Below are 26978 nucleotides of genomic sequence, written 5' to 3' on the forward strand. Positions count from 1 at the left end.
GGCGGGCGGCTCCTCGCTCGGGCGGCCCGCCTGGCCTGCGACCGCATCCGGCCTCGAACGATGACGCCGCGCAACCGCCGGGTTACCGTTATCACGGAGCAGCCCCCTCCCCGGAAGGACAGCGATGTCGGGCAAGCACGGCAATGAGGACGTCCCCCGCGACAGCGGCCGCGGCAAGGAGGGCGACGGCCAGGACCCTGCCAAGCACGGCAGCGAGCCGATGCCTGAGCAGGGCAGCGATGGACAGGACCCGAACAAGTGAACACGGCACCGGGGGCGCAGGTCGCCCGCGCCCTCACCGCCAAGGGTGAGCTGCTCGACCCGGCGTGGCACCGTACCGTTCTCGCCGTGCCGCGCGAGGCGTTCGTACCGGAGACCGTGTGGGTGCGTACTCACCGCGAGGGGCTGACCGTGTTCGCGCCCTATCCGCGCACCGACGCCGACGTGTCCCGGTGGATCCACCAGGACTACGCCCTGATGACCCAAGTCGACGACGGCGAGCCCGCCGGCCCCGACGGCACCGGGATCGTACCGACCAGCTCCATCTCCCAGCCCTCCCTCGTCGTGGCCATGCTCCAAGCGCTCGACGCCGACGACGGCGACCGGATCCTGGAAATCGGCACGGGCCCCGGGTACAACCTGGCACTGCTGTGCGAGCGGTTCGGAGGCGACCGGATCGTCTCCGTCGAGGTTGACACCGGCGTAGCCGAGCAGGCGCGACGCACGCTCGCCGAGCTGGGGTACAAGCCCACCATCATCACCGGCGACGGCGCGGCCGAGGTCCCGGACCACGGCCCGTTCGACCACGTCCTTGCGACGGTCGCCGCGAAGGACGTGCCCCCCGCGTGGCTGGAGCAGGTGCGCCCTGGCGGGCGGATCGTCGCCCCCTGGGGGCCGGGATTCACCTCGGCGGCGCTGCTACGGCTGGTCGTCGGCGAGGACGGCGCAGCCCACGGGCGACTACTGAGGGACGCGGCGTTCATGTGGTTACGGGACCAGCGCCGCGCCGTCGACTCCTGGCGCGACCACATCGACGAGGCCACATCCGGCACGACCTCGGGCGAGGCGGCGCTGAATCCGAGGGTGGTCTCCGACCCGGATCCCGGCTGGGGCGTGGTCCTCGGGCATCTCGTCCCCGGCTTGGTGGCGCACGTGGCCGAAGCCGCCGAAGGGCTGCTGGACGCCGTCGGCGAGGCGACCGTGCGCCTGTACGACCGCGCCGGGTCGTGGGCGCTCGCCGAGTACACCCCGGCGGGCCCGCCCTACGAAACGCTGTGTTGCGGCCCGCGCGACCTATGGCAGGAGGTCGCCGCCGCACGTGCCGTCTGGGAGCGGGCCGGACGGCCGGGCCGCGACCGGCTCGGGGTGACCGTTCACCCCGACGGACGGCAGGAGGTGTGGGCGGACACACCGGAGAACGCGCTGACCGTCTGACGCCCGGCTACCACGGCCACCGGAGACGCCGCGGGCACATGCCAATGTGCCTGTGCGTCTGAGACGACCACGTCTGGTCACCGCAGCCGGACGCTGGCTGGGGGCACCCCCACCCGATACACTGCCTCTGGGATGCTTTCAGGTAAAGCACGAACGGGCCCCGGCTTCGGCCGGGGCCCGTCTCGCTTATGGAGTCTTCAGTAGTTACAGGAGACCGGCCCTCACATCTCGGAGAAACGCGGTCCACTCCGCTCCCGAAAAGGCGAGGTGCCCCTGCTCAGGGTTCTTGGAGTCCCGAACGGCGGCACCAGCGGGTAGGTCGGCGACCTCGACACAGTCCTGCCCCTTGCCGACGCTGTAGCTGGACTTACGAAAAATCAGGCGGGATGCTTCAGGCATTGGTGTTCCTCTACTGGTCAGCGAGCAGGCGCTCGAGGTAGCCGATCGACGCCTCCACTGATAGCGCGCTCGCATGCAGATGGTCGTAGACCGTCTCGTAGTGCTCCAGCTCCACATCGTCCTCCGGGAAGAGCCCGGAAATGGAGTGCTCGAGGTAGACGGTGCTGGGGTCGCTCGGGAAGTCCAGGATCACGAAGGCGCCACCCATTCCCGCATGCGGGCCCAGGGAGTCGGGGATGATCTGCACCTGGACTCGCCTCGATGCCTGTACGTCGATGAGGTGCTGCACCTGGCCCCGGGCGGCCGATCCTGGGATTTTCCGGAGCACTCCTTCATCAATGATCGCCCACAGGCGGGGACCGTCGGGACGTGTCAAGACCTGCTGCCGCATCATGCGCGCCTCGACGCGGCGATCCACCTCGCGGTCGTCAGTCACCGTGTGTCCACGGACGACGGCTCGCGCATAGTCCTCAGTCTGAAGAAGTCCAGGCACGACCAGGGGCTGGTACGTGCGGATACGCGCAGCCTCGGTCTCGAGGTCTACGTAGGCACCCGCCCCGAGCACGTCCTTGTACCCCACCCACCATCCGGTCTGGCTCGCTTCGAGAGCGAGGCGCACGTAGGCGTCGCGTTCGGCTTTGTCCTTGACCCCGTACACGTCGAGCAACGTGAGGACGTCGTCGCTCTGGAGGCGCCGCCACTCGCGGTTCTCCAAGCGGGTGATCTTGGCGGCGGACCACGGCCTGTCAGGGCGAAGCTTCTTGGCGGCCTTCGCCGCAGCATCGACGGTCATGCCGGCGGCCTGGCGGAGAGAGTCCATCTGTTGCGACAGGCGGCGCCGCCGGAGCGTCGGGCTAGCTGGCACGTCAGGGCTCCTCATGGGGGTCGGACGCCCCGATCCTACGCTCCGTGCACGGAAATCCGACATTAGGTGCACCATCCACTAGTTGTGACGATCCCATGGTGAGTTTAAATGTGCATGCTACGTGGATATTGCAGATTCCGTGACGATGGGTCACCATGGAGCCACCTGAAAGCTCCCGCCGGACCTCCCATCCGGCACCGACCCCCTGGGGGACCCATGTTCCTGATGCGCCTCGTGCGCCTCCTTGCGTGGCTCGCGCCGCCACCGCGCGGCCGACACGCCGCCCGCCCCGCCGGAGCCCCGGCGACTCCCCCGGCGCCCGCTCCCGCGCGCCCGACCCCCCCGGCGCCGACTGCGCCCAGGGCCTCAGGCCCGCCCGACACTGCACCCGCCCCCGTCCTCGTCGCCGCCGATGGGCCGCGCCGGATCGTCGGCCCCTGGTACATGGCGTGGGAGCGGGGGCGGGCGGACGGCCTGGACACGGTCCGCGCCGACCTCGCCCCGCTCGTGCGCGAACTGGTCGCAGTTCAGGCGGGAGATGCGCGATGACCGCGACGACCGCCGTTCACGACCTGCTCGCCGCCGTCCGCGACGCCATGGAACTGCCGCCGCCCGCCGACCCGGCGCACCTCCCCGTGCAGGACCGCATCCGAGCCAAGCGCGCCGAGTACGTCTGCGAAGCGCTCGGGCAGGCGGCCCCCGACGACGCCTACGGCCTCGACGCCACGGTTCGCGCCCTGCGGCTCGCCCCGGCGCTGTTCCCGGTGAACTACCGCCCGGCGGGAGGCTCCTCATGAGCGTGACCTACACGGTTCCCCGCCTCGACGGCGACGACTACATCCGGTTCGTCGACCTGGCCCTGCGGTTCACCGACTGGGGCATGGGCTACACCAGCGACGGCGAACACCTGCTGTTCACCGCCGAGCACTCCCGGCACGGCGTCGGTCTGTCCTGCCACAGCCTGGACACCTTCGGCGAACTGCTCGCCGAGGCCGACCGCCGCCTGGCCGACGCCCCGAGGACCCGTGTCCGGCCGTACCAGGCCGCAGCCGAGCGTCGTCAGCGCGCCCGCGAGGCCCGCGAAGTGGCCGCGCTCATGGAACTGGCCCGCGACCTCGGACGCGACCAGCTCCAACACGCCCTCGCCTGGAGGTGGTCGTGACGGGGGTGCTGTTCAGCGCCCCGGACACAGCCCCGCCCCCGCAGGCGACCGCCCCGAGCGGAAGTGCACCCGCCGCGCCCGAAGCCCCGCGTACGCCGGGCGGCGCGGTGGGCGAGCCACCGCCCTGACGACCCGCCGCCGCCCCACCCCGGCCCCGGTGCGGCGGCTCCCCGGCCGCCCGCACGAGAGGGGAAGGGCGGCCACCTCGCCCGCCCGGGAGGTCCCCGAACGCCTCCCGGGCGGGCCCATCACAGGTCAGTCCCAGCTCAGGCCGCCGCCGGTCTGGTATTCGATGACACGGGTCTCGAAGAAGTTCTTCTCCTTGTCGAGGTCCATCATCTCCGCCATCCACGGGAACGGGTTCTCCGTGCCGCCGAAGATCGGCTCCAGGCCGATCTGCTCGGCCCGGCGGTCGGTGATGAAGTGCATGTACCGCTCGCACAGGTCGGCGTTGAGGCCGAGGATGCCGCGCGGCATGGTCTCCCGGCCGTAGGCCACCTCCAGCTCGCACGCCTCGGCGAGCATCGTGCGCACCTCGCGCTGGAACTCCTCGCTCCACAGGTGCGGGTTCTCCAGCTTGATCTGGTTGATCACGTCGATGCCGAAGTTCAGGTGGATCGACTCGTCGCGCAGGATGTACTGGTACTGCTCGGCCACGCCCACCATCTTGTTGCGGCGCCCCAGGGAGAGGATCTGGGCGAAGCCCGTGTAGAACCACATCCCCTCGAAGATGACGTAGAAGGCCACCAGGTCGCGCAGGAACGCCTGGTCGGCCTCGGGGGTGCCGGTGCGGAAGTCCGGGTCCTCCAGGTTCTGCGTGTACGTCAGCGCCCAGGCGTCCTTCTCCGTGATGGAGGGGACCTCCCGGTACATGTTGAACAGCTCGCCCTCGTCCAGGCCCAGGCTCTCGCAGATGTACTGGAAGGTGTGCGTGTGCACCGCCTCCTCGAATGCCTGGCGCAGCAGGTACTGGCGGCACTCGGGGTTGGTGAGCTGCCGGTAGACCGCCAGCACGATGTTGTTGGCCACCAGCGATTCCGCGGTGGCGAAGAAGCCCAGGTTGCGCTTGACCATCAGCCGCTCGTCGTCGGTGAGCCCGTCGGCCGACTTCCACAGGGCGATGTCGGCCTGCATGGACACCTCGGTGGGCATCCAGTGGTTGTTGCACCCGGCCAGGTACTTGTCCCAGGCCCACCGGTACTTCAGGGGCAGCAGCTGGTTCACGTCGGCGCGCGCGTTGATCATCGCCTTGTCGCCGACGCTCACGCGGGCGCCGCCGCGGTCGATCGCGCCGAGTCCGGTGCCGTGGGTCTGAGGGCCCGTCGTCATGGGTGGGTTCCGTCGTCCTTCTGAATCGGTGGCTGTGGCGGTGCAGAGTGCGGGGGCGGGGCGGGCGGCCGGGGTCACGGGCCGCCCGCCCCTCCAGGGGGGCGGCGCTACTGGCAGGCCTCGCACTCGGGGTCGTCGATGGAGCACGCCGAGCCCGCGTCGGGGTCGATCTCCGGCGCGCTGCCCGCCTGCGGGGACGCCGCCTGCGGAGACGCCGCCGGGACCGGGGACGGGGAGGGGGACGCGGAGGGCGCGGGGGTCGCCGCGACGGCGTTCAGGCGGCCGTCGGTGCCCTTGAGTGTCGACTTCTCCACGTGCGTGGCGCTCTGCGAGCGCAGGTAGTACGTGGTCTTCAGCCCCGTCTTCCACGCGCGCCGGTACAGCGCGTCCAGCTTCCGGCCGCTGGGGGCCGCCATGTAGAGGTTGAGCGACTGCGCCTGGTCGATCCACTTCTGGCGCCGGGAGGCGGCGTCCACCAGCCACTCCGGGTCGACCTCGAACGCGGTGGCGTACAGCTCCTTGAGGTCCTCGGGCACGCGGTCGATGGGGCCGAGGCTGCCGTCGTGCAGCTTGAGCCGCGCCACCATGTCGTCGTCCCACAGTCCGCGCTCCTTGAGGTCGCGCACCAGGTAGGGGTTGACCACGGTGAAGTCGCCGGACATGTTCGACTTCACGAACAGGTTCCGGTAGATCGGCTCGATGGACTGGCCGACGCCGGTGATGTTGGCGATGGTGGCGGTCGGCGCGATCGCCATGACGTTGGAGTTGCGCATGCCCTGCGCGCGCACCCGCTCGCGCAGCCCGTCCCAGTCCAGGCGGGCGGTGCGGTCGGCGTCCAGGTCGCCGCCGCGCTCGGCCGCCAGGTACTCCAGGGAGTCGATGGGCAGGACGCCCCGGCTCCACAGCGACCCGTCGAAGGAGGCGTAGGCGCCGCGCTCGGCCGCCAGGTCGCTGGAGGCCGCGATGGCGTGGTAGGAGATCAGCTCCATGCTGGAGTCGGCGAACTCCACCGCCTCCTGCGAGCCCATCGGGATGCGCAGCCGGAAGAGCGCGTCCTGGTGGCCCATCAGCCCGAGCCCGACCGGGCGGTGGCGCATGTTCGCCGCCTTCGCCTCGGGGATGGTGTAGAAGTTCACGTCGATGACGTTGTCGAGCATGCGCACGGCCGTGCGCACGGTGCGCTCCAGCTTCTCGGAGTCAAGCCCACCGCCGCGCACGTGCCGGGCCAGGTTGACCGACCCGAGGTTGCAGACCGCGACCTCCTCGCCCGCCTTGGTGTTGAGGGTGATCTCGGTGCACAGGTTGGAGGAGTGGACCACCCCGGCGTGGCGCTGCGGCGAACGCAGGTTGCAGGGGTCCTTGAAGGTGATCCACGGGTGGCCGGTCTCGAAGAGCATGGTGAGCATGCGCCGCCACAGCTCCACGGCGCGGACCCGCCGCCACACCTTGATCTCCCCGGCGTCGGCGGCGCGCTCGTAGGCCTCGTACTTCTCGTCGAACGCGCGCCCGTAGAGGTCGTGCAGGTCGGGGGTCTCATCGGGGGAGAACAGGGTCCACTCGGCGTCGGCCTCGACCCGGCGCATGAACAGGTCGGGCACCCAGTTCGCGGTGTTCATGTCATGCGTGCGCCGCCGCTCGTCCCCGGTGTTCTTGCGCAGGTCGAGGAACTCCTCGACGTCGATGTGCCACGTCTCCAGGTAGGCGCACACGGCACCCTTGCGCTTGCCGCCGTTGTGCGCAAGGGCGGCAGCGGTCATATACGTCTCGTCGCCCTCAACCTTCAGGTCGACGACCTGGGGAACGGTCTCCGTCTCGGCCACATCCCGCACACGGGTGAAGACCATCCCGGCGTGCTCGATCCAGTTCCGCTTGGTGAGCGGACGGCAACCGATGAGCTCGGCGATCCCCTCCACCGCGGGGACACGGATGTCGAACGCCTTAGCCACACCGTCGAAGAAGATCTCGGTTCCGTCCGAGCGGCGCCCGGTGTGCGTCTGCTCGCGCTCCCGGTACTGCCCGGCCGCCGGCACGCCCAGTCGCAGCAACTGGTACCGGACGCCCATCGCCAGGGGCCGCGACGTGGTGGTGAAGTAGATCTCCACCCCGCGCGAGACACCCCCGTCGGTTTCGAGCAGCCCTTGCAGCAAGGCCTTCGTCTGATCATGGGGGAGGTGCATGAAGCGTCGCGCGATCCGCTTCCTGCGGTCGCCGTCGTAGATGTCCTCGGCGGTGAACGGAAGCGTGGGCTCCCCTGGGCCGGTGATGCGCCCCGACTCGGCGCAGCGCTTGGCGCCACGACCCGCGGCCCAGTGGACCTGCAGGTAGGTGTCTCCCCTGCCGGTCTCCCAGTAATGAATGCCCCGCTTCTCCAGATAGCCGCGCACGAAGTCGAGGTGGGGGTCGAGCTCCGGGTTCCCGGAGACCCCCCACTGCGATCCCTGCTTGCCCAGGTGGCCGTCGCCCAGCAGGATCCCGTAGAGCCGGGCGTCCTCGACGCTGAGGCCTTCCACGGGGACGGTCTCCCGGGGGACGACCTGTGCGACGTAATCGCCTGCGGCCAGGTCGCCCGCTTCCACCCATTCGGTGCGGACCTTCCCCTTGGCGAGCCAGTCGTAGGTGCGGCTGTTCGACTGGCCGAGTGGCACACCGCGGATCGCGTAGAAGGGGTGGCCGGAGGTGACCTTGAGCGTTTCGACCGAGTGCTTAACGTTGATCTCGACCATCGGCTCGGTCTGGTCGTAGACCATTACATCGGTGACTTCGCGGTATGTCCCACTGTTCCCGAGAACGAGGTCGCCCACGCGGACCTCACCGATGGGCAGGGTCCCCTCGCCCGTGTAGACAGGCGTCTCAGGAGCGAAGCACTGGTTGACCGCCACCGCCGTGTCGTTGGCGATCTTGAGGAACGGCACGACCCCCTGGCTCTTGCCGTTGGTGCCGCGGATGTGGGATCCGATGCCGCGCACCGGGGTCCAGTCGTTGCCCAGGCCGCCGGAGTACTTCGACAGCAGGGCGTTGTCCGAGATCCCCTTGAAGATCCCCTCCAGGTCGTCGTCGACCGTGGTCAGGAAGCACGACGACAGCTGCGCGTGGCGCGTGCCCGCGTTGAACAGGGTGGGGGTGGAGCACATGAAGTCGAACGAGGACAGCAGGTCGTAGAACTCGGCCGCCCGTGCGTCGCGGTCGTCCTCCTCCAGGGCCAGGCCCATCGCCACGCGCATGAAGAACGCCTGCGGCAGCTCGTAGCGCACCCCGTCGCTGTGCAGGAAGTACCGGTCGTAGAGGGTCTGCAGGCCGAGGAAGGTGAAGTCGAGGTCCCGTTCGGGGCGCAGCGCCGCGCCCAGGCGGTCCAGGTCGAACTTCTCCAGCTCCGGGTCGAGCTGGCCCAGCTCCACCCCGCGGGCCACGTAGTCGGCGAAGTAGGCGGGGTAGCGCGCGGCCATGTCCGCCTGCCCGGCGGCGTCGCCGGTGTCGCCGGAGGAGGCCAGGAAGGTCAGCGCCTCGCGGCGGAGCGAGCCCAGCAGCAGCCGGGCGGCCATCGGCGAGAAGTCGGGGTCCTCCTCGACGAGGCTGCGCGCGGCCATGACCAGCGCCAGGTCCACCTCGTCGGCGCGGATGCCGGGGTAGAGGCCGCGGCGGGCCTCGGCCTCCACCGCGTCCGGCCGCACCCCGGCCAGACCGGCCGCCGCCTCCCGAACCGCCGCCGCGATCCGTGCCGCCGGCTCCGTGTCGAGGGTCATTCGCTCGCTCCCACCAGGTAGTCGATCAACCGGTCGGGAAGTCGAGGCCGAGAAGCACGAGGCGGGGCCCTGCCTCGGACGCGGCGGACCCGGCTCGCGGCGGCCCGCCCTCGAGGCCCCGTCGAACGTGCGCGCGCAGGCGCACACCGGCGGCAGGTCTTCGGACTCGCGGGTGTGCTCCCGGCCCATGGCCGGGCGGCACGGCGTCCGCCGCTTCCCGGGCGCTCGCGCGCCCAGTGCGATCATGCGGACACCGGAAGGCGCGGACCCGGTACCGGTTCCCCCCGGTCCCCCGGTCGCTCGGGCCGTCAGGCCGCGCCGTCCCCCACTCACCGCTGCGGGGCAGTCCCGGATTCGCACCGGGTTCCCTCTTGCCTCGCCCCCGTCCACACGACCGGGGCGAACCGTCGGCGGGAGCGACTCTACATCTAGTGGCACTCCGACGCGACCACCTCAAGATAGCCGTGTGTCACAGGGCGCATGGGGGGGTGGAGCGCGCGTCAGTGCGGCAGGTTAGGCTTCCGACCGATGACGAGGCTGCACATCTTCGACATGGACGGAACCCTCCTCGCCGGGAGCACCGCGAGCCTGGAGATCGCCCGCGCCAGCGGCACCGAGGAGGCCATCGCCGACCTGGAGCGCCGCTTCGCCGCGGGCGAGCTGGACACCCGCGGCTTCTCCACCGCACTGTACGGGGTGTGGGCGGGCCTGACCCCGGCGCACGTCGACACGGCGTTCGCCTCGGGGCCCTTCCTGGAGGGCATCGCCGAGGTCTGCGCCGACATCCGCGGGCGCGGTGAGCACTCCCTGGTGATCACCATGTCGCCGTCGTTCTTCGCCGAGCGGCTGGCGGTGTTCGGCTTCGACCGGATCGCCGCCTCGCCGTTCCCGGACCCGCCGTTCCCCGCGCCGCCCGACGCCGAGCGCATCCTCACCCCCGAGGACAAGGTCCGCATCGCCGAGGAGGTGCGCACGGCTCTGGGCGTGCGCCCGGAGGACTGCGTCGCCTACGGCGACTCCATGTCCGACGCGCCCCTGTTCGGGCACCTGGCGCACACGGTCGCCGTCAACGGCGACGCGCACATCGCCCACCTGGCCGCCGCCGCGTACCGGGGCACCAGCCTGCCGGATGCCTACCGGACCGGGCGCGCCCTGTTGGAGGGCGGGACCCGCGCGCGCTAGTCGAGCATCCGGTCCAGGGCGTCCTCGTCCAGGCCCAGGTCGACGCGGATCCGAAAGCGGACCCGCAGCAGTTCCATCAGCAGGTCGTGCACGTACGGCGAGACGTCCTGGTGCCGGAAGCGCTCCACCCCCAGCGTCGACCAGGTGTGCGCGCCCTTCAGGTCGCCGTGGGCCTGGAGGGTCTCGGCGATGTGGATGTAGGTGGGCAGGTTCCGCGGCCCCTCGGCGCGGAGCTGCTCCAGGCGGGCGCAGGCGCCGTCCATGTCGTCCAGCTCCAGGAGGGCGCCGGCCTGCAGCGCGCGGGCGTCGATGACGGTGGTGCCGCCGTCGTCGATCGCGCGCTGGTAGGAGCGGGCGGCGCGGTCGAACTCCTGGGCCATCTCCCACTGCTCTCCGGCGCGCACGAACAGCTCGGCGCGCGAGACCTCGCTGTCCGCGTCCACACTGTTGGCCAGCCCGAGGAGCTCGGCCGCCACGTCGGCATGGTCGCCGGACTGGACGGCCCGGAACTCCAGGCGGTCCAGATCGGCCGTGGTCACTCGGGTCACTGTCGGCCTCCCTCGCTCGTCGCCGCCCCCGCAGCGCCCGGTCATTCCCGGTGGCGCTCCAGCGCCTCCCAGAAGCCCTGCCGCAGCGCCTCGCGGACCTCGTCGCGCAGCAGGAAGTCGATCGGCAGCGCCGACCCCTGCAGCAGCCGCGCCTCCAGGTCGGAGGGCATCCGCGGGCGGCGGACGAGCACCGCCTCCAGCCACAGGACGGGCGCGTCGCGCGCGATGGACTCGGCGAAGTCGTTCCCCTCCTGGCGCGCGACATTCACCGCGTCCTCGATGGTGCGCGCGACCGACGCCCCGGCGCGGGCGAAGTCCGCGCTGGGGGTCGGGTCGGTGTAGGGCCCGTGATGAACCCTGGGTCGGGGTCGGGGGCCAGTACCGCCGTCCGGGGGCGCCTGCGGTCCCCCCGTGCCGCTCCCCTGCGGGGAGTCAGCCTCCGTACTGGCCCCAAAAATAGGGTTTGGCCCGGTGCCACCTCCGAACCCGGGGTTCTCCCCGGTGGTGGGCCCATACCGCGGATCGGGCGGCGCGGCGCCGGGCGGCGCCTCCCGTTCGTAGGGCGGCTGCGGCGGCGCGGGCCGCTGCTGCGGGGCGCCGTAGCCGTCCGGGGCGAAGGAGGGCTGCTGTCCGGTGTGCCCGGTGTGGCCGCCGTGGCCGGGACCGGCCGCCGGGCCGGGGTGCACGGGCGGCTGCGGGCCGGTGCCGGGGTGCGCCGGGGCACCGTGCTGGGGGCCCGTGCCGTGCTGGTGCCCCAGAGAGGGCTGCGGCCCGGTGCCGTGCTGGTGCCCCATGGCCGGCTGGGGCCCCGTGCCGTGCTGATGCCCCAGAGAGGGCTGCGGCCCGGTGCCGTGCTGGTGGCCCATGGCGGGCTGGGGCCCGGTGGCCGGGGCCGCGGGCGGCGCCGGGGGCTGCTGCCGCGGCGGCGCGGCGTGTGAGGCGCGCGGCCCGGTCGGGAACCCGTTTGCGTCGATGGGCCCAGAGGTGTTCTGCGGGGGCGCGTCCGGCCCGGTCTGCGGGGCGAGCTGGTCGCCGCCGCGCTGCCGGTCCAGGGTCTGGCGCATGGCCCGGAGCTGGTCCATGGCGCTGCCGCCCCCCGCCTGCTGGGCACCGGTGGCCGCCAGCACCGCCTCCATGCCGCCGCTCTGCTGGGCGGCCGGCTCCACCCGCGACGAGGCGGGGTGGGCCTCCACCGGGTGCCGCTCGGTCTCGGGGGCCGAGCGGGCGCGCCCGTTGGTCAGCGGCATGGTGGTCTCGGCGGCGGAGGGCTCGCTCGTCCCCGCCCCGGAGAGCAGGTTGACGTAGGGCCGCAGGTGCCCGGCGCCGATCTCGATGAGGTCGTCGCACTCGCGGCGCAGCGCCCGCGAGATCGTCCAGTTGCCCTCGACGGACACGTGCACGACGGTGACGCGCACACCCATGTCCTGGACGTCGGCCACCACCTGGGCCATGTCCTCGTCACCGCTGACCAGCACCGCCTCGCACAGGATGCCGGTGCGGGCCAGGGTGGTCAGGTCTCTTTGCACATAGCTCTCGACGCCCTCCCGTCTGCCCGGACGGATGCGCGCGGCTCGGAACTTGATCCCGGGGATGTCCGCGATCCCGTCCTGCTCCTGGGTGCGGCGGCCGTCGGCCGTCGCCTCGTACCAGTAGCACCGCAGCAGGGGCAGCCCCGTACGGTCGCGGGCCACCTCCTCCAGGAGCCGGGCGAGTCCTGCGTAGTCCCAGGAAACGGAGTCGCGGTTGCGGGTTCCGTGTACAGCCATCGCGCCGTCGGCGAGGAGGTAGCCGGCGTCAACGAACAGCGCGCAGCGATCCACGCGACACCGCCCCTTCCCAAGGTCCAGCCGCCCGGAGCGGCTGATGCGCACCGGGCCGCTCCGCGAAGTACCGGCCTGTGATCGGCTCCTGGCCGATGGACAGGCCGCCCACAGCCTAGCCAAGTCTGTGTCGGTTTGCGTGCGGGGTGCCACAGCCGATGCCCGCCGAGTGCGGGACGGCCGACACCGGCCCCCCTCACCAGGGGTCCTCCGGGACCGCGCGGCCCGTCAGGTGCGCAGCGGGGCCGTCACCGCCACCACCCCCGCCAGCACCGCGTCCCCTTCGGCCTCCAGGCGGATCTCGGGGTCGCGGGGCAGCCGGGCCGGGAACCGGACCACGTCGGTGCCGAAGGCCAGCGGCGGCCCGACGCCGCCCCGGGCATGGCTCGCGAAGGCGTTGTCCGGGTCGCGGTCGCCTCCGGACGGGGTGAGCGGCGACCCGTTCAGCAGGACCCGGTCGCCGGGCAGGTCGGCGTCGCCCTCCCAGGCGGCCACGTCCACGGTGCCGGAGACGGCGGCGGGCAGCAGTCCGGCGAGGGGGAAGCGCACCCCGTCGCCGTGGAAGACCGCCGCGGCGTCGTCGAGCACCATGGCCTGGTTGAACCGCTCGGAGGGGTCCTCCAGGACGACGACCAGGCTCCACCCGGCGTAGGTGCTCACGCCCTCCTCGCCGGGCACGTCGGCGACCCACCACTCGCCGCCTCCGCCCGCCCGCACTTGGGAGGTGACGTCGGCGAACGCGTGGTAGGAGGTGTAGCCGGGCAGCTCGGCGGTGCGCACGTCGGACGCGGCGACCCCGGTGTAGGAGGACGAGCCGGGCCCCTTGATGCGGGCGGAGGCGGCACCGGGGTCGCCGACACCGGAGAAGTACAGGCCGGCCCAGCGGACCGAGCCGCCGGAGGGCAGCGTCCAGCGGGCGGAGCTGGAGGTGCGGGTCCCGGGGTCGGAGTCCAGGTCGAGCGGGACCATGTCCCACAGGTCGTTGTCGCGCTGCTCGCCCTGGCGCTGCTGGGCCTCGGAGCAGGGGCCGGGGCCCGTCTCGGGGGGTTCGGGCTCCTCGGGGTACTCAGGGGGTTCGGGGGTCCCGGGCTTCTCGGGGGCGGGGGTCTCGGGCTTCTCCGGTTTCTCCGGGGAGGGCTTGTCGGGCGCTTCCGGCTTCTCGGGCTCCTCGGGGGGCGCGGGGGTCGGCGGGGAAGGGGCCTCGGGCGCCTCCGGCCCGCCGGGGTCGGCGGGGGACGTGGGCCCCTCCTGCCCTTCGGGGGCGTCCGAGAGGTCGGGGGCGGCGGGGGCCGGGCGCTCGTCGGCGGGGGGCGCGGCGGCCTGGTCGCCGTGATGGCGCCCGTGGCCGTGGTCGTGGCCGTGATCGTGGCCGCCTCCGACGACGCCCGGCCACCAGGGCCAGTCGCCGTGGTCGTGCCCGTGGTCGTGGTCCTCCTCCGGCGGCTCCGGGTCCTCGCACGTCAGCAGCGCGTTGCCGACGCTCTCGACGCGCACGCGCCCGGCGGTGGCGTACCGCGCGGGGGTCCCCTCCGGGTCGACGCCGTAGGTCCCGCCCGCCGAAACGCTCTCGCCGCCGGACGACACCCGGATCCGGGGCGGGTTCCCGGCCGGGGCGCCCCCGTCCACGTCGACGTCGAGGTACTCGGTGGTGCTCTCCCCCGCGTCCAGGCCCGAGCGCACGCAGCGCGCGCCCTGGTCGCTGGGCGTGCAGCTCCACCCGTCCTGACCGGGCGCGAACGGGACCGTGCTGCCGGGGCCGCCGCCCTCGCCGAAGGACACCCCCCGCGGAAGCAGGATGTCGGCGATCACGTCGTCCACGGCCGGGTCGCCCTCGTTGGCCACGCTCATCACCACGATGCCGGGGCGGCCCGGCACCAGCGACCCGACCGGGTCGACCCGGGCGGCGAACGCGGGCCGCCCCGGCTCCTCCGGGGCCGGGGGGTCCTCGGGGTCGGGCTCGTCCGGGGCGGGTTCGTCCGGGTCGGGCCCGTCCTCCGGCGGCGGGTCCTGCGGACGGTCCTCCTCGGCCGGGGGGTTCGCGGGCGGATCGGCCGGGGGATCGGCCGGCGGACCGGCCGGAGGGGCCTGCGGAGGGTCGGCCCCGGGCGGGGCCTCCTGCGGCGGGTCCTGCGCGGGCGGCGCCGCGGCCGGGGGCGGCGACCCGGGCGGCGGCAGCGGCTCGTCGGCGCCCACCAGGGCCAGGGCGACCGCCGCGGCGACGGCGGTCGCGGCCGTCCCGGCGGCGGTGGCCTGCTGCTGCCCCTTGGACATCCGGGTCCACCAGCCGCCCGCCAGGGCGCCGGAGGGCAGGCTCGCCAGGTACCCGGCGGCCGCGGGGCCCGCGATGAGCGGCAGCACCAGCCCGCGCAGCCCGACGTTGACGTCCATCAGCTCCGCGCAGACCTCCCGGCACTGCGCGCAGTCGTCCAGGTGGCGCTCGACCACCGCGGTGTCCCGCTTGGCCAGCCCGCCGCGCACGTAGCCGCCGAGCAGCTCCAGGGCCGGGCGGCAGCTCTCCGCCGGGGCGCCGCCCGCCAGGTGCATCTGGAGGTAGGCGCGGCGCAGCCCCTCGCGGGCCCGGTAGGCCATGGCGGCCACGCTGCCCGGGTCCTTGCCCAGGTATCCGGCGGCCTCGGCCGGGCCCAGCCCCTCGATCTCGGTGTACCAGAGCACCGACTGCCAGTCCGGGCGCAGCGACAGGAACGCCCGCGCGATCAGCGACCGCTCCAGCCCTTCCAGGGCCGGGTCGACGAACGGCTCGCCGCTGTCGAAGCGCTCCATGTCGTCGGTGACGACCTGCCGCTTGTCCTTGCGGCCCCGGTCGTAGACACAGTGCCGCAGCGCCGTGAGCAGGTAGGGCCGGAACCCGGCGGAGGGCCCGCCGCCGCGCTGCAGCACGTCCAGGACCCGGGCGAAGGCGTCGGCGACCGCGTCGTCCACCTCGGCCTCGCCCCGGACGAGCTGGCGCGCCAGACCGCGCGCGGCGTCGACGTGCCGCTCCCACAGTGTGCCGAAGGCGCCGGTATCGCCTGCTCGCACACGGTCCAGCAACTCGTCGTCCCCGGCCAGCAACTCGGTGTGCTCACCCCGAGCGTCCGCCATGCACCCGCCCCTCCCGCCGGTCTCCGGCGTCCGCGTATTCCGTGCATCGCCCGCGGGGCGGGCGGTCCGGTGCGGCCCCTCCGCCGCGCTCCCCGTCTCCCCGCGGACCGCCCCGCGAAAGAAAGCCGAAAAAAATATCCCGCAATCGCGTCATAGCCGCTACCCGAGTCCGTGATTAGGGGTGAAGGCGCACCGGTGGGGCCCACCGCAACGGGGGCGTGGGCCCTGCCGGAAGGCGCCCGAACGCGGACGACGACGGGAGCTTCAGCGATGGAGGCATGTGGACGGGACGGCCCCGAACGGGTGCGCGACGCGGCCGAGCGCCGCAGGCTGCGCACCCTGTGGAGCCGCAGGAGCCGGGAGAACGGCTGGGATCCGCCGGACGACTGGTGGACCCCGGTGGTGGACCAGATCTGCGAGGCGGCGGCGGGCGGGGACGACCTGGCGCCGGGCTGCTTCCGGTTCGGCCAGGCGCGGGCCCGCTCGGGGGTGGGCATCGGCGCGGCCATGGCCGACCTGGCGTCCCTGGGCGAGGTGCTCGGCTGGCACGGCGTGCCGCTGCCGCTGCTGCGGGCGCTGGCCGAGGGGTGGGTGGACGGCGGGCGGTCGCCCGACGACTGCCAGGACCCGCTGACCGGGCTGGCGACCGCCGCCTACCTGCACACCCGGATGGGGGAGCTGTACCGGGGCGCCGGCACGGGGGCCGGTGCCGCGGCGCGGCACCGGCTGGTGGTGGTCGCCTTGGAGCAGCGGGCCGACCCGTGGCGGCGCACCGCCCAGCTGATCGTGCTCGGCCACGAGCTGAGCCGGTCCTTCAGCTCGGGGGAGTCCCTGGCGCTGCTGAGCAGGACCCGGCTGGCGGTGCTGGCCCCGGACGGGCCGGAGCTGGCGGAGCACACCCGCCACCTGCGCGAGAACCTCTGCCGGGAGCACGGCGCGGAGTTGTGGACCGTGCCGCTCCCGGAGACCGAGCGCGAGGCGCGCGCCCTGTTGGACGACATCGGAAGGCCGCTCTCCACATGACCGCCCACACCGTCCCCGACCCCGTCCCCGCCCACCGGTCCGAGCCGGGCGCGCCGTGCGCCCTGTGCACGCGGTCGCGACTGCGCATGCGCACCAGGCCGCATGTGCGGCCCGCGTCCTCGGCGCCGTCCGGAACCGAGGCGAGGTGCGCCGTGGCCGCCGACTGACCCCCAGGCGCCGCCGGTGCACGCGGCCCCGCAGAGGGGGCGGGGCCCGGCACGGGCGGCAGGCCGGCCTGCGGCGCCCCGTTTGAGGGGGCGGGAGCGCGCGGACCGGCCGCCACCGGGTTCCGTCCCGGTGAAGGGTTGCCGGCTCGTCGAGCGGGAGGGTCCTCTGGCCCCCGGTGGGGGCGACCCCCCGAACCGACCGGTAACCGAGGGAACGCCCCACGGCGTTCCCCCAAAGGAGGCGCGTCCGCAAGGGGAGGCGGGCGCGCCTCCCCTTTTGTGTGTGCGGGCCGGTTCCCCGATCCCGCCGGGCGGCGGGCCCCGGGCGGCCTGGGGAGGGCCGAGGGCGGTGGTTCCACCGCCGCGGTCGGCTCCGGGGCGCCCTCCTCGCCGCGCTGGACGCCCGAACGGCCGATCGCGTGCCCGGTATGCCTGGAATGTACCCCGGGAGGCCCGGGGGCCCACCGCTACATCTCTTCGACCAGGGACAACAGCGCTTCGGCGAGGTCCGCCGGGCCTGCGGCTCCGGTGGCGTCCTTCACCGGCCAGCCCCGGAGGGCGGCCCGGCGGGCGCAGGGGGCGTGGCGGGCATCGGTGTACAGGTACCCGCACGGGGCGTCGGGCCAGTCCTGGACCGGCGGAAGGGGCTCGGAGCCGTAGCCGGGGGGAGCCTGTGCCGCGCCGGGGTCCGGCCCGAGGTCCGGGTTCTGGGCCCGCCGCAGGTCGGCGCGGCTGGGGGTGCCCGGCTGGGGCATGAGGCCGTCGGCGATCACGTACCCGGACGGCGGGCGGCGTGCCGCGCGCTGGGCGGCGCCGACGGCCGCGGCCAGCGGCGCCGCCTCGCCGACGGCGACGATCAGGGGCGCGGGCGGCGCCTGCGCGGCGGCGGCCAGGGAGGCGGCCGCCACGAAGGACGCCGCGTACGGCGGCCCCGCGGCGGGATCGGGGGCGGCGCTGACGGGCGCCAGGCCGTGGGCCTCCAGCGCTTCGGCGAGGCCGGGCCAGGCGCTCAGCAGGAGCGGGCGGCCGGGCCTCAACGGACGGGGCGGGTCTCGTCGGTGACCCACTCCAGGTAGTCGGCGGAGCCGCCCTGCACCGGGACGGCCACGATCTCGGGGACGTCGTAGGGGTGGACCTCGTTGAGGTGCGCGGTCAGGGCGTCGAGGCGGTCGGCGGCGGTCTTCATGACCACCGTCCACTCCTCCTCGGCCTGCACCGCCTCCTCCCACCGGAAGAAACTGGTGATCGGCCCGGACACCTGGGCGCAGGCGGCCAGCCTGTGCTCGACCACCGAGCGGGCCAGCTCCTCGGCCCCCTTCCGGTCGGCCGCGGTGGTCTCCACACGCACGTGCCCGGCGTCCCGCTCCATCGTTCCTCCGCTGCTCAGGGTGGTGATCCGGCCGGTCTAGGCTCATGAGGCATGAGCGACCGCGAAGAACTGCTGCGACACGTCAACGATAAGGCCGTGGTGCACGGCCGCGTCACCCTCTCCTCGGGCAAGGAGGCCGACTACTACGTCGACCTGCGCCGGGTGACCCTGGACGGGCGGAGCGCCCCGCTGGTCGGGCGGGCCATGCTGGAGGCCACCGCCGACCTGGACTACGAGGCCGTGGGCGGGCTGACCCTGGGGGCCGACCCGGTCGGCGCGGCGATGCTGCACGCGGCCGCCGCGCAGGGCCGGGCCCTGGACGCGTTCGTGGTGCGCAAGGCCGGGAAGGCGCACGGGCTGCAGCGGCGGATCGAGGGGCCGGACGTGGCCGGGCGGCGGGTGCTCGCGGTCGAGGACACCTCCACCACCGGCGGGTCGGTGCTGACCGCGGTGGAGGCGCTGCGCGAGGCCGGCGCGGAGGTGGCGGGCGTCGCGGTGATCGTGGACCGCGGGGCCCGGGAGAAGGTCGTCGGCGAGGGCCTGGAGTACCGCGCCGTGTTCGAGGCGTCCGACCTGGACGTGTGAGCGCGTTCCGCGGCCGCGGGGCTCGCGCCTCGCGGCCGCGGCCGGACTCCGCTTCCCGGTCAGGTGATCGGGTGCCATTCGGAGTGGTTGACGCCGGCCATGCTGAGCCGGAAGTGGTACGAGCGCGGCACGTCGTGGGTCGCCCCGTCGCCGTTGCAGCCCTCCGCGTCCCAGTACTCGGTGCCGGGCTCGGCGTCCACCTCGGCGTGCGGGCTGTAGGCGTCGCAGCGCTCGTCGTGGATGCGCAGCGTGTCCTGGTCGACCGCCTCGACGTAGCCGACGAGCTCCCCGTCGTCGTAGCCCTCGATCCTGTTCTCCAGGTAGACGTACTCGACCTCTTCGGCGTCGGCCGAGGCGGGCAGGGGGAGCAGCATCCCACCGGCGAGCCCGCCGATCAGCGCCGCGGCGCCGGCGTTGCGTGCAATGGACATGGGTGTCTCCTTGCGAGGTTCGTCGACCGTGGTGCGGGGACGCCCGACCACCGGACAATCACTCAGAGTAAGGAGATAGTGACTAAAAGCAATAACCGTCGCCGGGGCGCCGCCACCCGCCCCTCTCAGAAAAATCCCAGGCCACAGCGGGTTTCAGGGGGCGGCGAAGGGGCTGCGGGGGAGGGGGCCGGGGGCCGCGGTCAGGCCGCCTCGGCCACGAAGGAGTAGTCCTCCCCGGCGTCGGAGAGGTCCATCAGGTCGCCGTTGACGTACACCTCCACGGCCTCCGGGTCGCCCAGGGTCACGTCCAGCTCCGGGTGGTCGTAGCTGAGGAACTGCCCCTGGGTCATGGTGGCGTCGGTGAGCACCTCGCCGCCGGGAACGCGCACGAGGACGTCGCTGGCCTCGCCCACGACCTTGATGTAGAGCACGCTGTCGTCGGCCTCGCCCGCCTCCTCCGCGGCGGCCGGAGGGGTCGCCGTGGACGGCGCGGACGCCTGCCCCGGCAGGGAGTTGTACAGGAAGAACACCCCGAGGCCCACGAGCACGACGAAGACGGCGATCGCGGCGGCGATGCCCAGCACCTGCCCGATGCCCCGAGGGTCGTTGCGATGTCGTCCCACGGGGGTGAATGTAGCGTGAATCACGCGGGGCATTCGAGACCCGGGGGGACGCAGCGGCGAATATCGCCGGAATTCCTACGCACCGCCACCGCGGTCCTACCCAGGGTTCTGAATTCCCCCCTTCTGGCCGCATCCGGTCTCGACCCGGACACCAGGGCGGTCACCCGCCCATTCCGTACATTTGGTCTAGACCTTTCCGCGGGCTTTTCAGGTTCGCGATACTGGGGCGCAGGACCCCCGGGAGACCGGGGGCGCCGCAACCGGATCACTCCAGGCCAACCAGGGAGTCACACCATGCCCATCGCGACCCCGGAGGTCTACACGGAGATGCTGGGCCGCGCGAAGTCCCAGGGCTTCGCCTACCCCGCGATCAACGTGACCTCCAGCCAGACCCTGCACGCCGCCCTGCGCGGCTTCGCCGAGGCGGAGAGCGACGGCATCGTCCAGATCTCGACCGGGGGAGCCGAGTTCCTCTCCGGCGCGACCGTCAAGGACATGGTCACCGGTTCCGTGGCCTTCGCCGAGTACGCCCGCGTGGTCGCCGACAAGTACCCGGTGAACATCGCCCTGCACACCGACCACTGCCCCAAGGACAAGCTGGACGGGTTCGTCCGTCCGCTGCTCGCGCTGTCCGAGGAGCGGGTGGCCAAGGGGCAGCAGCCGCTCTTCCAGTCCCACATGTGGGACGGCTCGGCCGTGCCGCTGGAGGAGAACCTCGAGATCGCCGGGGAGCTGCTGGCCAAGTCCAACGCCGCGCGCACGATCCTGGAGATCGAGGTCGGCGTGGTCGGCGGCGAGGAGGACGGCATCGTCGGCGAGATCAACGAGAAGCTGTACACCACCCCCGAGGACGCCCTGCGCACCGCCGAGGCCCTGGGCCTGGGCGACGAGGGCTACTACATGACCGCCCTCACCTTCGGCAACGTGCACGGCGTCTACAAGCCGGGCCACGTCAAGCTGCGCCCCGAGGTCCTCAAGGAGGCCCAGGACGCGGTCGGCGAGAAGTACGGCCGCACCAAGCCGTTCGACTTCGTCTTCCACGGCGGCTCCGGCTCCACCCTGGAGGAGATCCACGCCGCCATCGACTACGGCGTGGTGAAGATGAACATCGACACCGACACGCAGTACGCCTTCACCCGCCCCATCGCCGACCACATGCTGCGCAACTACGAGGGCGTGCTCAAGGTCGACGGCGAGGTCGGCAACAAGAAGCAGTACGACCCGCGCTCCTACGGCAAGGCCGCCGAGGCCGGAATGGCCGAACGCGTGGTCGACGCGTGCCGCCAGTTGAAGTGCGCAGGGCAGAAGATGAACTAATCTGCCCGTGGGAGCGCACCCTGCGGGTGCGCCCCTGGGCCGGCCCCCGGTTCCCAGCGGATTCGGGGGCCGATGCGCGCCCGGCCGCCTGACATCCATGGGCGGACGCGTCGGCCGGGCGCGCGCCCCCTGGCAGGATGGGGCCATGGACCTGCATGCGAATCTCCTCGGGGAGCCGCCGGCCACCCGCCTCCCCGACCAGCCCGAGGCGCGCGAGGCGCTGGCCTCCGGCACCGACCCCTCCGAGGTCGCCGCGCGCAACCCGTCGTACTCGGCCGCCTGGGCCGCGCTCGCCGAGCGCGCGCTGGAGGCTGGGGACCCGGTGACCGCCTACGCCTACGCCCGCACCGGCTACCACCGCGGCCTGGACCAGCTCCGCCGCGCGGGCTGGAAGGGGCACGGCCCGGTCCCGTGGGACCACGGGCCCAACCAGGGCTTCCTGCGCGCCCTGAACGCGCTCGCCCGCGCCGCCGGGGAGATCGGGGAGAGCGAGGAGGAGGAGCGCTGCTCCACGTTCCTGCGGGAGAGCAGCGCCGAGGCCGCCGAGGCGCTGTCCTGAGCGGGGCGTGGGGCCGCCCGTCGGCCCCGGCCCGCACCCACCTGCGCCGAAGGGCACCGACCGGCACTGACCGGGCAATTCCGTGCTTAACGCGCGTGCCCTGGTCGTGTACGCTCTAGACGCAAGGGCCCCTGTCGCTTTCTTGCGCCAGGGGCTTACCCATGTCCGGGCAACGGTCCGAACGATTGAAGGGGTAGACCCGCATGCCGGCGATCACGCTCGTTGGGGCCCAGTGGGGCGACGAGGGCAAGGGCAAGGCCACCGACCTGGTGGGCGACCGCGTCGACTACGTGGTCCGCTACCAGGGCGGCAACAACGCCGGGCACACGGTCGTCATCGGCGACCAGAAGTACGCCCTGCACCTGCTGCCCTCGGGCATCCTCTCGCCGGACGTCGTCCCGGTCATCGCCAACGGCGTCGTCATCGACCCGGCGGTGCTCTTCGAGGAGCTGGGCGGCCTGCAGGAGCGCGGCGTGGACACCTCGCGCCTGCTGATCTCGGCCAACGCGCACCTGATCATGCCCTACCACCGAGAGCTCGACAAGGTCAGCGAGCGCTTCCTGGGCAAGGGCCGGATCGGCACCACCGGGCGCGGAATCGGCCCCACCTACGCCGACAAGATCTCCCGCCAGGGCGTGCGCGTGCAGGACATGTTCGACGCCAAGATCCTGCGCAAGAAGGTCGAGCTGGCGCTCAACGACAAGAACCAGGTCCTCACCAAGGTCTTCAACCGGCGCGGCCTGGACCCCGAGCGCGTCATCGACGAGTACCTGGGCTACGCCGAGCGGCTGCGCCCCTACGTCACCGACACCTCCCTGGAGCTCAACAAGGCGCTCGACGCGGGGAAGAACGTGTACCTGGAGGGCTCCCAGGGCACCCTGCTCGACATCGACCACGGCACCTACCCCTTCGTCACCTCCTCCTCGCCGACCTCCGGCGGGGCGTGCGCCGGGGCGGGCATCGGCCCCACCCGCATCACCAAGGTGGTGGGCATCCTGAAGGCCTACACCACCCGCGTGGGCTCGGGGCCCTTCCCCACCGAGCTGCACGACGAGTGGGGCGACTGGCTGCGCACCCAGGGCCACGAGTTCGGCGTGACCACCGGGCGCAACCGCCGCTGCGGATGGTTCGACGCACCCATCGCCCGCTACGCCACCCGGGTCAACGGCATCACCGACTTCTTCCTGACCAAGCTGGACGTGCTCACCGGCCTGGACCGCATCCCGGTCTGCGTCGGCTACGACGTCGACGGGGTCCGCCACGACGAGATCCCGATGACCCAGACCGACTTCCACCACGCCGTGCCGGTCTACGAGCACCTCGACGGGTGGAGCGAGGACATCACCGGGGCGCGCTCCTTCGGGGAACTTCCCAAGACCGCCCAGGACTACGTGCGTACCCTGGAGGAGATGTCCGGGGCCCCGATCTCGGCCATCGGCGTCGGTCCCGGGCGCGACCAGACGCTGGAGCTGCGCTCCCTGGTCTGACCCGCCCCGCACGCGTCCCTTCGATCCCCACGACACACAAAGGGTCCGTTACGTGAAAGCCCTGGTACTCGGCGGCGGAGGCCGCGAGCACGCCCTCGTCCGAGCCCTGTCCCTCGACCCGGGTGTCACCGAGCTGCACTGCGCTCCCGGCAACCCGGGCATCTCGGCCCTCGCCGACAACCACGTGATCAACCCGGTGGACGGCCTGGCCGTGACGGAGCTGGCCGCCCGCATCCGGGCCGAGCTGGTGGTCATCGGCCCGGAGGCGCCACTGGTGGCCGGGGTGGCCGACGCCCTGCGCGACCGCGGCATCCCCGTCTTCGGACCGGACCGCGAGGCCGCGCGGATCGAGGGCTCCAAGGCCTTCGCCAAGGAGGTCATGCAAGCCGCGGGGGTGCCCACCGCACGGGCGCGGATCTGCCGCACCCCCGCGCAGGCCGCCGAGGCGCTGGACGCCTTCGGCCCGCCCTACGTGGTCAAGGACGACGGACTGGCCGCGGGCAAGGGCGTGGTGGTCACCGAGGACCGGGCCGAGGCCGAGCGGCACGCCCGCGAGTGCGGGCGCGTCGTCGTCGAGGAGTACCTGGACGGCCCCGAGGTGTCGCTGTTCGTGCTCAGCGACGGGGTGCACGCCATCCCGCTGCCCGCCGCCCAGGACTTCAAGCGCGCCCACGAGGGCGGCACCGGCCCCAACACCGGCGGCATGGGCGCCTACGCCCCGCTGGGCTGGGCCCCGGACGGGCTCACCGAGCAGGTCATGAACGAGGTGGTCGGCCCCACCATCCGGGAGATGGCCAAGCGCGGCCACCGGTACCAGGGGCTGCTCTACGTCGGCCTGGCGCTGACCTCCGAGGGCCCCAAGGTGGTGGAGTTCAACGCCCGTTTCGGCGACCCCGAGGCGCAGGTGGTGCTGGACCGCCTGGCCACCCCGGTGGGGACGCTGCTGCAGGCCGCCGACACCGGCGGCCTGGGGAGCATCACGTCCCTGGAGTGGCGCAACGGCGCCGCGGTCACCGTGGTGGTGGCCTCCGAGGGCTACCCGGGCTCGCCCGCCAAGGGCGACACCGTCGGCGGCCTTCAGGAGGCGGAGGCGGTGGACGGCGCCTACGTCCTGCACGCCGGCACCGCCTGGGGGCCGGAGCGGACCATCGTGTCGAGCGGCGGCCGCGTCCTGAACGTGGTCGGCACCGGGGACACCCTGGCGACCGCGCGCGAGCGCGCCTACGAGGCGGTCTCCAGGATCGAGCTGCGCGGCTCCTTCCACCGCACCGACATCGCCGAGGAGGCCGCCGCCTTGGAGGGCAAGGCCTGACCGGCGTGTTCGTCGGATCAGGTCCTCCAGCGCGCAGGCCGGGCCACGGCCCTGGGCGCGTGGGAGGACCTGATCCCCGATTGCCCGCCCTACGCGCGTCCGAGCTCCCGGGGCCTGCGAAAATATAGCCGTGATCGAGCGCTACACCCTTCCGGAAATCGGGCGCGTCTTCAGCGACGCCCACAAGTACGAGCTCTGGTGCCGGGTCGAGACCCTGGTGATGGAGGCCCACGCGGATGCGGGCACCATCCCGGCCGACTCGGTCGAGCCGGTGCGCCAGGCGCCGCCGCCCACCCCGGAGCGGGTGGCCGAGATCGAGGCGGTGACCCAGCACGACGTCATCGCCTTCCTGACCGCCTGGGCCGACAACACCGAGCCCCGCGAGGCCGCCAAGTGGGTCCACTTCGGCATGACCTCCTCCGACCTGCTCGACACCGCGCTGGCCGCCCAGCTCGTCGAGGCCACCGACATCCTGCTCGCCAAGGCCGACGCCCTGGTGGCGGCGCTGCGCGACCACGCCCTGGCGCACCGGAGCACGCTGCGCGTGGGCCGGACGCACGGCATCCACGGCGAGCCGGACGTGTGGGGGCACCGCGTCGCCGACTTCGCCTTCGGCATGGCGCGCTCCCGGGACCGCCTGCGCCGCGCGCGCGAGGCGGTCGGGGTGATGGCGATCTCGGGCCCGGTGGGCACCTACTCCAACATCGACCCCGAGGTCGAGGCCTACGTCGCCGAAAAGCTGGGCCTGCGCCCGGCCGACGTGTCCACCCAGGTGGTGCTGCGCGACGGCATCTCCGAGTGGGTGTCCTGCCTGGCGATCATGGCGACCGTGTGCGAGGCCGTCGCCCTGGAGGTGCGGCACGGCCAGCGCACCGAGGTGCGCGAGCTGTGGGAGCCCTTCGGCAAGGGCCAGAAGGGCTCCAGCGCCATGCCGCACAAGAAGAACCCGATCATGTCGGAGCGGATCTGCGGCATGGCGCGCAACGTGCGCGCGCAGATCGTCCCGGTCATGGAGGGCATCCCGCTCTGGCACGAGCGCGACATCTCGCACTCCTCCACCGAGCGGATCAGCCTGCCGGACGCGGCCATCGCCACCGACTACCTGCTCAACCTGACCACGAAGCTGGTCACCGGGCTGGTCGTGGACGCCGACCGGATGCAGGCCAACCTGGACGCCACGCACGGGCTGATCTACTCCTCCACGGTGGTCTCCGAACTGATCGAGACCGGCCTGTCCCGCGAGGACGTCTACGCCGTCGTGCAGAGCGCCGCCATGCGCACCTGGGACACCGGCGCCCCGTTCCGGCGGACCCTGCGCGAGGAGGCCGACTCCCGCGGCATCGCGCTGGACGAGGCCCGGCTGGACGAGGTGTGCCGCCCCGAGCGCTTCACCCGGCGCCTGTCGGGCGTGTTCGAACGGCTGGAGAAGCTGGCGTGAGCGGCTTCACCGTGCGCCCCGTGCCCGCCGAGGTCCCGGGGCTGACGCACCTGCACACCGGCAAGGTGCGCGACCTGTATGCCACCTCCTCCGGCGACCTGGTGATGGTGGCCAGCGACCGGGTGTCGGCCTACGACTGGGTGCTGCCCACCGAGATCCCCGACAAGGGGCGGCTGCTGACCGCGCTGTCGCTGTGGTGGTTCGACCGGCTGGCCGACATCGCCCCCGCGCACGTGCTCTCGGACACGCCCCCGCCGGGCGCCCCCGGGGACTGGCGCGGCCGCACCCTGGTCTGCCGCCGCCTGGACATGGTCCCGGTGGAGTGCGTGGCCCGCGGCTACCTGACCGGGTCGGGCCTGGCCGAGTACCGGGCGGACGGGACGGTGTGCGGCGTGCCGCTGCCCGAGGGCCTGCGGGACGGGTCGCGCCTGGAGGAGCCGATCTTCACCCCGGCCACCAAGGCCGAGGTGGGCGAGCACGACGAGAACGTCTCGTTCGAGCGGGTGGCCGCCGTCCACGGCGCCGCGCTCGCCGAGGAGCTGCGCACCGCGACCCTGGCGCTGTACCGCCGCGGCCGCGAGCTGGCCGAGGAGCGCGGCATCCTGCTGGCCGACACCAAGTTCGAGTTCGGGCGGGACGCCGACGGGAGGCTGGTGCTGGCCGACGAGGTGTTCACCCCCGACTCCTCGCGGTTCTGGCCGGCCGACGGCTGGGAGCCGGGGCGGCCCCAGCCGTCGTTCGACAAGCAGATCATCCGCGACTGGCTGACCTCCCCCGCCTCCGGGTGGGACCGGGACTCCGAGGAGCCGCCCCCGCCGCTGCCCCGGGACGTGGTCTCCCGCACCCGCGACCGCTACCGCGAGGTCTACGAGCGGCTCACGGGCTCCCCCGCCCCGGTGGGCTGAGCACGGGCGGCGGGCCCCGGCGGCGCCGACACGCCGGGAGCCCGCCCCGCACCCGTGATCCCGCACACGATGGCACCGGCAGCCGCGTGGAGCGCTTACAGTGGAACGCGTCCTTCGCCGGGGCGCGGCCGCCGGCGCACGCATGGGACCTTCCCACATCCGCCGGTACGGCGGCCCATGC

General features: G+C 73.1%; 24 protein-coding genes. 13 read left to right on the forward strand and 11 right to left on the reverse strand.

What is annotated here, in order from left to right; all coding sequences use genetic code 11:
- The first annotated feature begins 124 nt into the window (after positions 1-124).
- On the forward strand, positions 125-262 hold the full coding sequence (locus D476_RS37870) for a hypothetical protein (protein ID WP_017623053.1): 138 nt from the start codon (positions 125-127) through the stop codon (positions 260-262).
- Positions 259-1434, forward strand: a complete 1176-nt coding sequence (locus D476_RS0105970; protein ID WP_017623054.1) for a methyltransferase domain-containing protein — start codon at positions 259-261, stop codon at positions 1432-1434. The genes D476_RS37870 and D476_RS0105970 overlap by 4 nt, the downstream gene beginning before the upstream one ends.
- Positions 1435-1638: 204 nt before the next feature.
- Here D476_RS0105970 and D476_RS39895 read toward each other — a convergent pair whose 3' ends face one another.
- Entirely contained in the window at positions 1639-1950 is a 312-nt protein-coding gene (locus tag D476_RS39895; RefSeq protein ID WP_338036233.1) for a DUF397 domain-containing protein, read from the reverse strand.
- Entirely contained in the window at positions 1844-2698 is an 855-nt protein-coding gene (locus D476_RS0105980) for a DUF5753 domain-containing protein (protein ID WP_017623056.1), read from the reverse strand. The genes D476_RS39895 and D476_RS0105980 overlap by 107 nt, the downstream gene beginning before the upstream one ends.
- 545 nt (positions 2699-3243) lie before the next feature.
- Here D476_RS0105980 and D476_RS0105985 point away from each other — a divergent pair.
- Positions 3244-3495, forward strand: coding sequence for a hypothetical protein (locus D476_RS0105985; protein WP_017623057.1), 252 nt, complete (start codon positions 3244-3246; stop codon positions 3493-3495).
- On the forward strand, positions 3492-3860 hold the full coding sequence (locus D476_RS0105990) for a hypothetical protein (protein ID WP_017623058.1): 369 nt from the start codon (positions 3492-3494) through the stop codon (positions 3858-3860). Before D476_RS0105985 ends, D476_RS0105990 begins: the two co-directional genes overlap by 4 nt.
- Positions 3861-4115: 255 nt before the next feature.
- Here D476_RS0105990 and D476_RS0105995 read toward each other — a convergent pair whose 3' ends face one another.
- The gene (locus tag D476_RS0105995) at positions 4116-5189 is read right to left on the reverse strand and encodes a ribonucleotide-diphosphate reductase subunit beta (RefSeq protein ID WP_017623059.1); all 1074 of its coding nucleotides are present in this window, start codon (positions 5187-5189) and stop codon (positions 4116-4118) included.
- Between the two features lie 107 nt (positions 5190-5296).
- Complete coding sequence (locus D476_RS0106000) at positions 5297-8929, reverse strand: ribonucleoside-diphosphate reductase subunit alpha (protein ID WP_017623060.1); 3633 nt, start codon at positions 8927-8929, stop codon at positions 5297-5299.
- Positions 8930-9457: 528 nt separating this feature from the next.
- On the opposite strand from D476_RS0106000, the gene D476_RS0106005 reads away from it, so the two are divergent.
- Positions 9458-10111 carry an HAD family hydrolase gene (locus D476_RS0106005; protein WP_017623061.1) on the forward strand — a complete coding sequence of 218 codons (654 nt, stop codon included), beginning with the start codon at positions 9458-9460 and terminating at the stop codon, positions 10109-10111.
- Here the strand turns inward: D476_RS0106005 and D476_RS0106010 are convergent.
- The 3 genes from D476_RS0106010 to D476_RS0106020 all read right to left on the reverse strand — a co-directional run bounded on the left by D476_RS0106010 (position 10108) and on the right by D476_RS0106020 (position 15581).
- Positions 10108-10659, reverse strand: a complete 552-nt coding sequence (locus D476_RS0106010; RefSeq protein ID WP_026123279.1) for a tetratricopeptide repeat protein — start codon at positions 10657-10659, stop codon at positions 10108-10110. The genes D476_RS0106005 and D476_RS0106010 overlap by 4 nt on opposite strands.
- 41 nt (positions 10660-10700) lie before the next feature.
- Positions 10701-12479, reverse strand: coding sequence for an NYN domain-containing protein (locus tag D476_RS0106015; protein ID WP_017623063.1), 1779 nt, complete (start codon positions 12477-12479; stop codon positions 10701-10703).
- A 228-nt stretch (positions 12480-12707) separates the two neighbouring features.
- A complete protein-coding gene (locus D476_RS0106020) occupies positions 12708-15581 on the reverse strand; it encodes a sigma-70 family RNA polymerase sigma factor (RefSeq protein WP_026123280.1) in 2874 nt (957 codons plus the stop codon).
- A 270-nt stretch (positions 15582-15851) separates the two neighbouring features.
- Between D476_RS0106020 and D476_RS0106025 the strand changes: the two genes are divergently transcribed.
- On the forward strand, positions 15852-16604 hold the full coding sequence (locus tag D476_RS0106025; protein WP_040725395.1) for a hypothetical protein: 753 nt from the start codon (positions 15852-15854) through the stop codon (positions 16602-16604).
- A 634-nt stretch (positions 16605-17238) separates the two neighbouring features.
- Here D476_RS0106025 and D476_RS0106035 read toward each other — a convergent pair.
- Both D476_RS0106035 and cutA read right to left on the reverse strand, forming a co-directional pair.
- A complete protein-coding gene (locus D476_RS0106035; RefSeq protein ID WP_017623066.1) occupies positions 17239-17808 on the reverse strand; it encodes a hypothetical protein in 570 nt (189 codons plus the stop codon).
- Positions 17805-18140: a divalent-cation tolerance protein CutA gene (gene cutA / locus D476_RS0106040; protein WP_017623067.1), complete on the reverse strand. Its 336-nt coding sequence runs from the start codon at positions 18138-18140 to the stop codon at positions 17805-17807. Before cutA ends, D476_RS0106035 begins: the two co-directional genes overlap by 4 nt.
- A 51-nt stretch (positions 18141-18191) precedes the next feature.
- Between cutA and pyrE the strand changes: the two genes are divergently transcribed.
- Positions 18192-18725 (forward strand): orotate phosphoribosyltransferase, encoded by a 534-nt coding sequence (pyrE, locus tag D476_RS0106045; protein ID WP_017623068.1) that lies wholly within the window; start codon positions 18192-18194, stop codon positions 18723-18725.
- A 59-nt stretch (positions 18726-18784) separates the two neighbouring features.
- Here pyrE and D476_RS0106050 read toward each other — a convergent pair whose 3' ends face one another.
- Positions 18785-19156 carry a hypothetical protein gene (locus D476_RS0106050; protein ID WP_017623069.1) on the reverse strand — a complete coding sequence of 124 codons (372 nt, stop codon included), beginning with the start codon at positions 19154-19156 and terminating at the stop codon, positions 18785-18787.
- A gap of 200 nt (positions 19157-19356) precedes the next feature.
- Positions 19357-19740 carry a RodZ domain-containing protein gene (locus tag D476_RS0106055; protein ID WP_017623070.1) on the reverse strand — a complete coding sequence of 128 codons (384 nt, stop codon included), beginning with the start codon at positions 19738-19740 and terminating at the stop codon, positions 19357-19359.
- A 333-nt stretch (positions 19741-20073) separates the two neighbouring features.
- On the opposite strand from D476_RS0106055, the gene fbaA reads away from it, so the two are divergent.
- From fbaA to D476_RS0106085, 6 genes are all read left to right on the forward strand, one after another.
- Positions 20074-21096 (forward strand): class II fructose-bisphosphate aldolase, encoded by a 1023-nt coding sequence (fbaA, locus tag D476_RS0106060; RefSeq protein WP_017623071.1) that lies wholly within the window; start codon positions 20074-20076, stop codon positions 21094-21096.
- 145 nt (positions 21097-21241) lie between these two features.
- Positions 21242-21655, forward strand: a complete 414-nt coding sequence (locus D476_RS0106065) for a DUF3151 domain-containing protein (protein WP_017623072.1) — start codon at positions 21242-21244, stop codon at positions 21653-21655.
- Positions 21656-21858: 203 nt separating this feature from the next.
- Positions 21859-23142, forward strand: coding sequence for an adenylosuccinate synthase (locus tag D476_RS0106070; protein WP_017623073.1), 1284 nt, complete (start codon positions 21859-21861; stop codon positions 23140-23142).
- Between the two features lie 52 nt (positions 23143-23194).
- A complete protein-coding gene (gene purD, locus D476_RS0106075; protein WP_017623074.1) occupies positions 23195-24454 on the forward strand; it encodes a phosphoribosylamine--glycine ligase in 1260 nt (419 codons plus the stop codon).
- A 130-nt stretch (positions 24455-24584) separates the two neighbouring features.
- Positions 24585-25892: an adenylosuccinate lyase gene (purB, locus tag D476_RS0106080; RefSeq protein ID WP_017623075.1), complete on the forward strand. Its 1308-nt coding sequence runs from the start codon at positions 24585-24587 to the stop codon at positions 25890-25892.
- A complete protein-coding gene (locus D476_RS0106085; RefSeq protein WP_017623076.1) occupies positions 25889-26797 on the forward strand; it encodes a phosphoribosylaminoimidazolesuccinocarboxamide synthase in 909 nt (302 codons plus the stop codon). The genes purB and D476_RS0106085 overlap by 4 nt, the downstream gene beginning before the upstream one ends.
- Positions 26798-26978: the final 181 nt, after the last annotated feature.

The organism is Nocardiopsis chromatogenes YIM 90109, assembly GCF_000341185.1.
In the GTDB taxonomy this organism is placed as follows: domain Bacteria; phylum Actinomycetota; class Actinomycetes; order Streptosporangiales; family Streptosporangiaceae; genus Nocardiopsis_A; species Nocardiopsis_A chromatogenes.

What these genes read in the sequence shown, in the direction of transcription:
- D476_RS37870 (WP_017623053.1), top strand. Translation starts at nt 125, where the DNA reads ATGTCGGGCAAGCACGGCAATGAGGACGTCCCCCGCGACAGCGGCCGC.
- D476_RS39895 (WP_338036233.1), bottom strand. Translation starts at nt 1,950, where the DNA reads ATGTGGAGCTGGAGCACTACGAGACGGTCTACGACCATCTGCATGCGA.
- D476_RS0105985 (WP_017623057.1), top strand. Translation starts at nt 3,244, where the DNA reads ATGACCGCGACGACCGCCGTTCACGACCTGCTCGCCGCCGTCCGCGAC.
- D476_RS0105990 (WP_017623058.1), top strand. Translation starts at nt 3,492, where the DNA reads ATGAGCGTGACCTACACGGTTCCCCGCCTCGACGGCGACGACTACATC.
- D476_RS0105995 (WP_017623059.1), bottom strand. Translation starts at nt 5,189, where the DNA reads ATGACGACGGGCCCTCAGACCCACGGCACCGGACTCGGCGCGATCGAC.
- D476_RS0106000 (WP_017623060.1), bottom strand. Translation starts at nt 8,929, where the DNA reads ATGACCCTCGACACGGAGCCGGCGGCACGGATCGCGGCGGCGGTTCGG.
- D476_RS0106005 (WP_017623061.1), top strand. Translation starts at nt 9,458, where the DNA reads ATGACGAGGCTGCACATCTTCGACATGGACGGAACCCTCCTCGCCGGG.
- D476_RS0106020 (WP_026123280.1), bottom strand. Translation starts at nt 15,581, where the DNA reads ATGGCGGACGCTCGGGGTGAGCACACCGAGTTGCTGGCCGGGGACGAC.
- D476_RS0106025 (WP_040725395.1), top strand. Translation starts at nt 15,852, where the DNA reads ATGGAGGCATGTGGACGGGACGGCCCCGAACGGGTGCGCGACGCGGCC.
- cutA (WP_017623067.1), bottom strand. Translation starts at nt 18,140, where the DNA reads ATGGAGCGGGACGCCGGGCACGTGCGTGTGGAGACCACCGCGGCCGAC.
- pyrE (WP_017623068.1), top strand. Translation starts at nt 18,192, where the DNA reads ATGAGCGACCGCGAAGAACTGCTGCGACACGTCAACGATAAGGCCGTG.
- D476_RS0106050 (WP_017623069.1), bottom strand. Translation starts at nt 19,156, where the DNA reads ATGTCCATTGCACGCAACGCCGGCGCCGCGGCGCTGATCGGCGGGCTC.
- fbaA (WP_017623071.1), top strand. Translation starts at nt 20,074, where the DNA reads ATGCCCATCGCGACCCCGGAGGTCTACACGGAGATGCTGGGCCGCGCG.
- D476_RS0106065 (WP_017623072.1), top strand. Translation starts at nt 21,242, where the DNA reads ATGGACCTGCATGCGAATCTCCTCGGGGAGCCGCCGGCCACCCGCCTC.
- D476_RS0106070 (WP_017623073.1), top strand. Translation starts at nt 21,859, where the DNA reads ATGCCGGCGATCACGCTCGTTGGGGCCCAGTGGGGCGACGAGGGCAAG.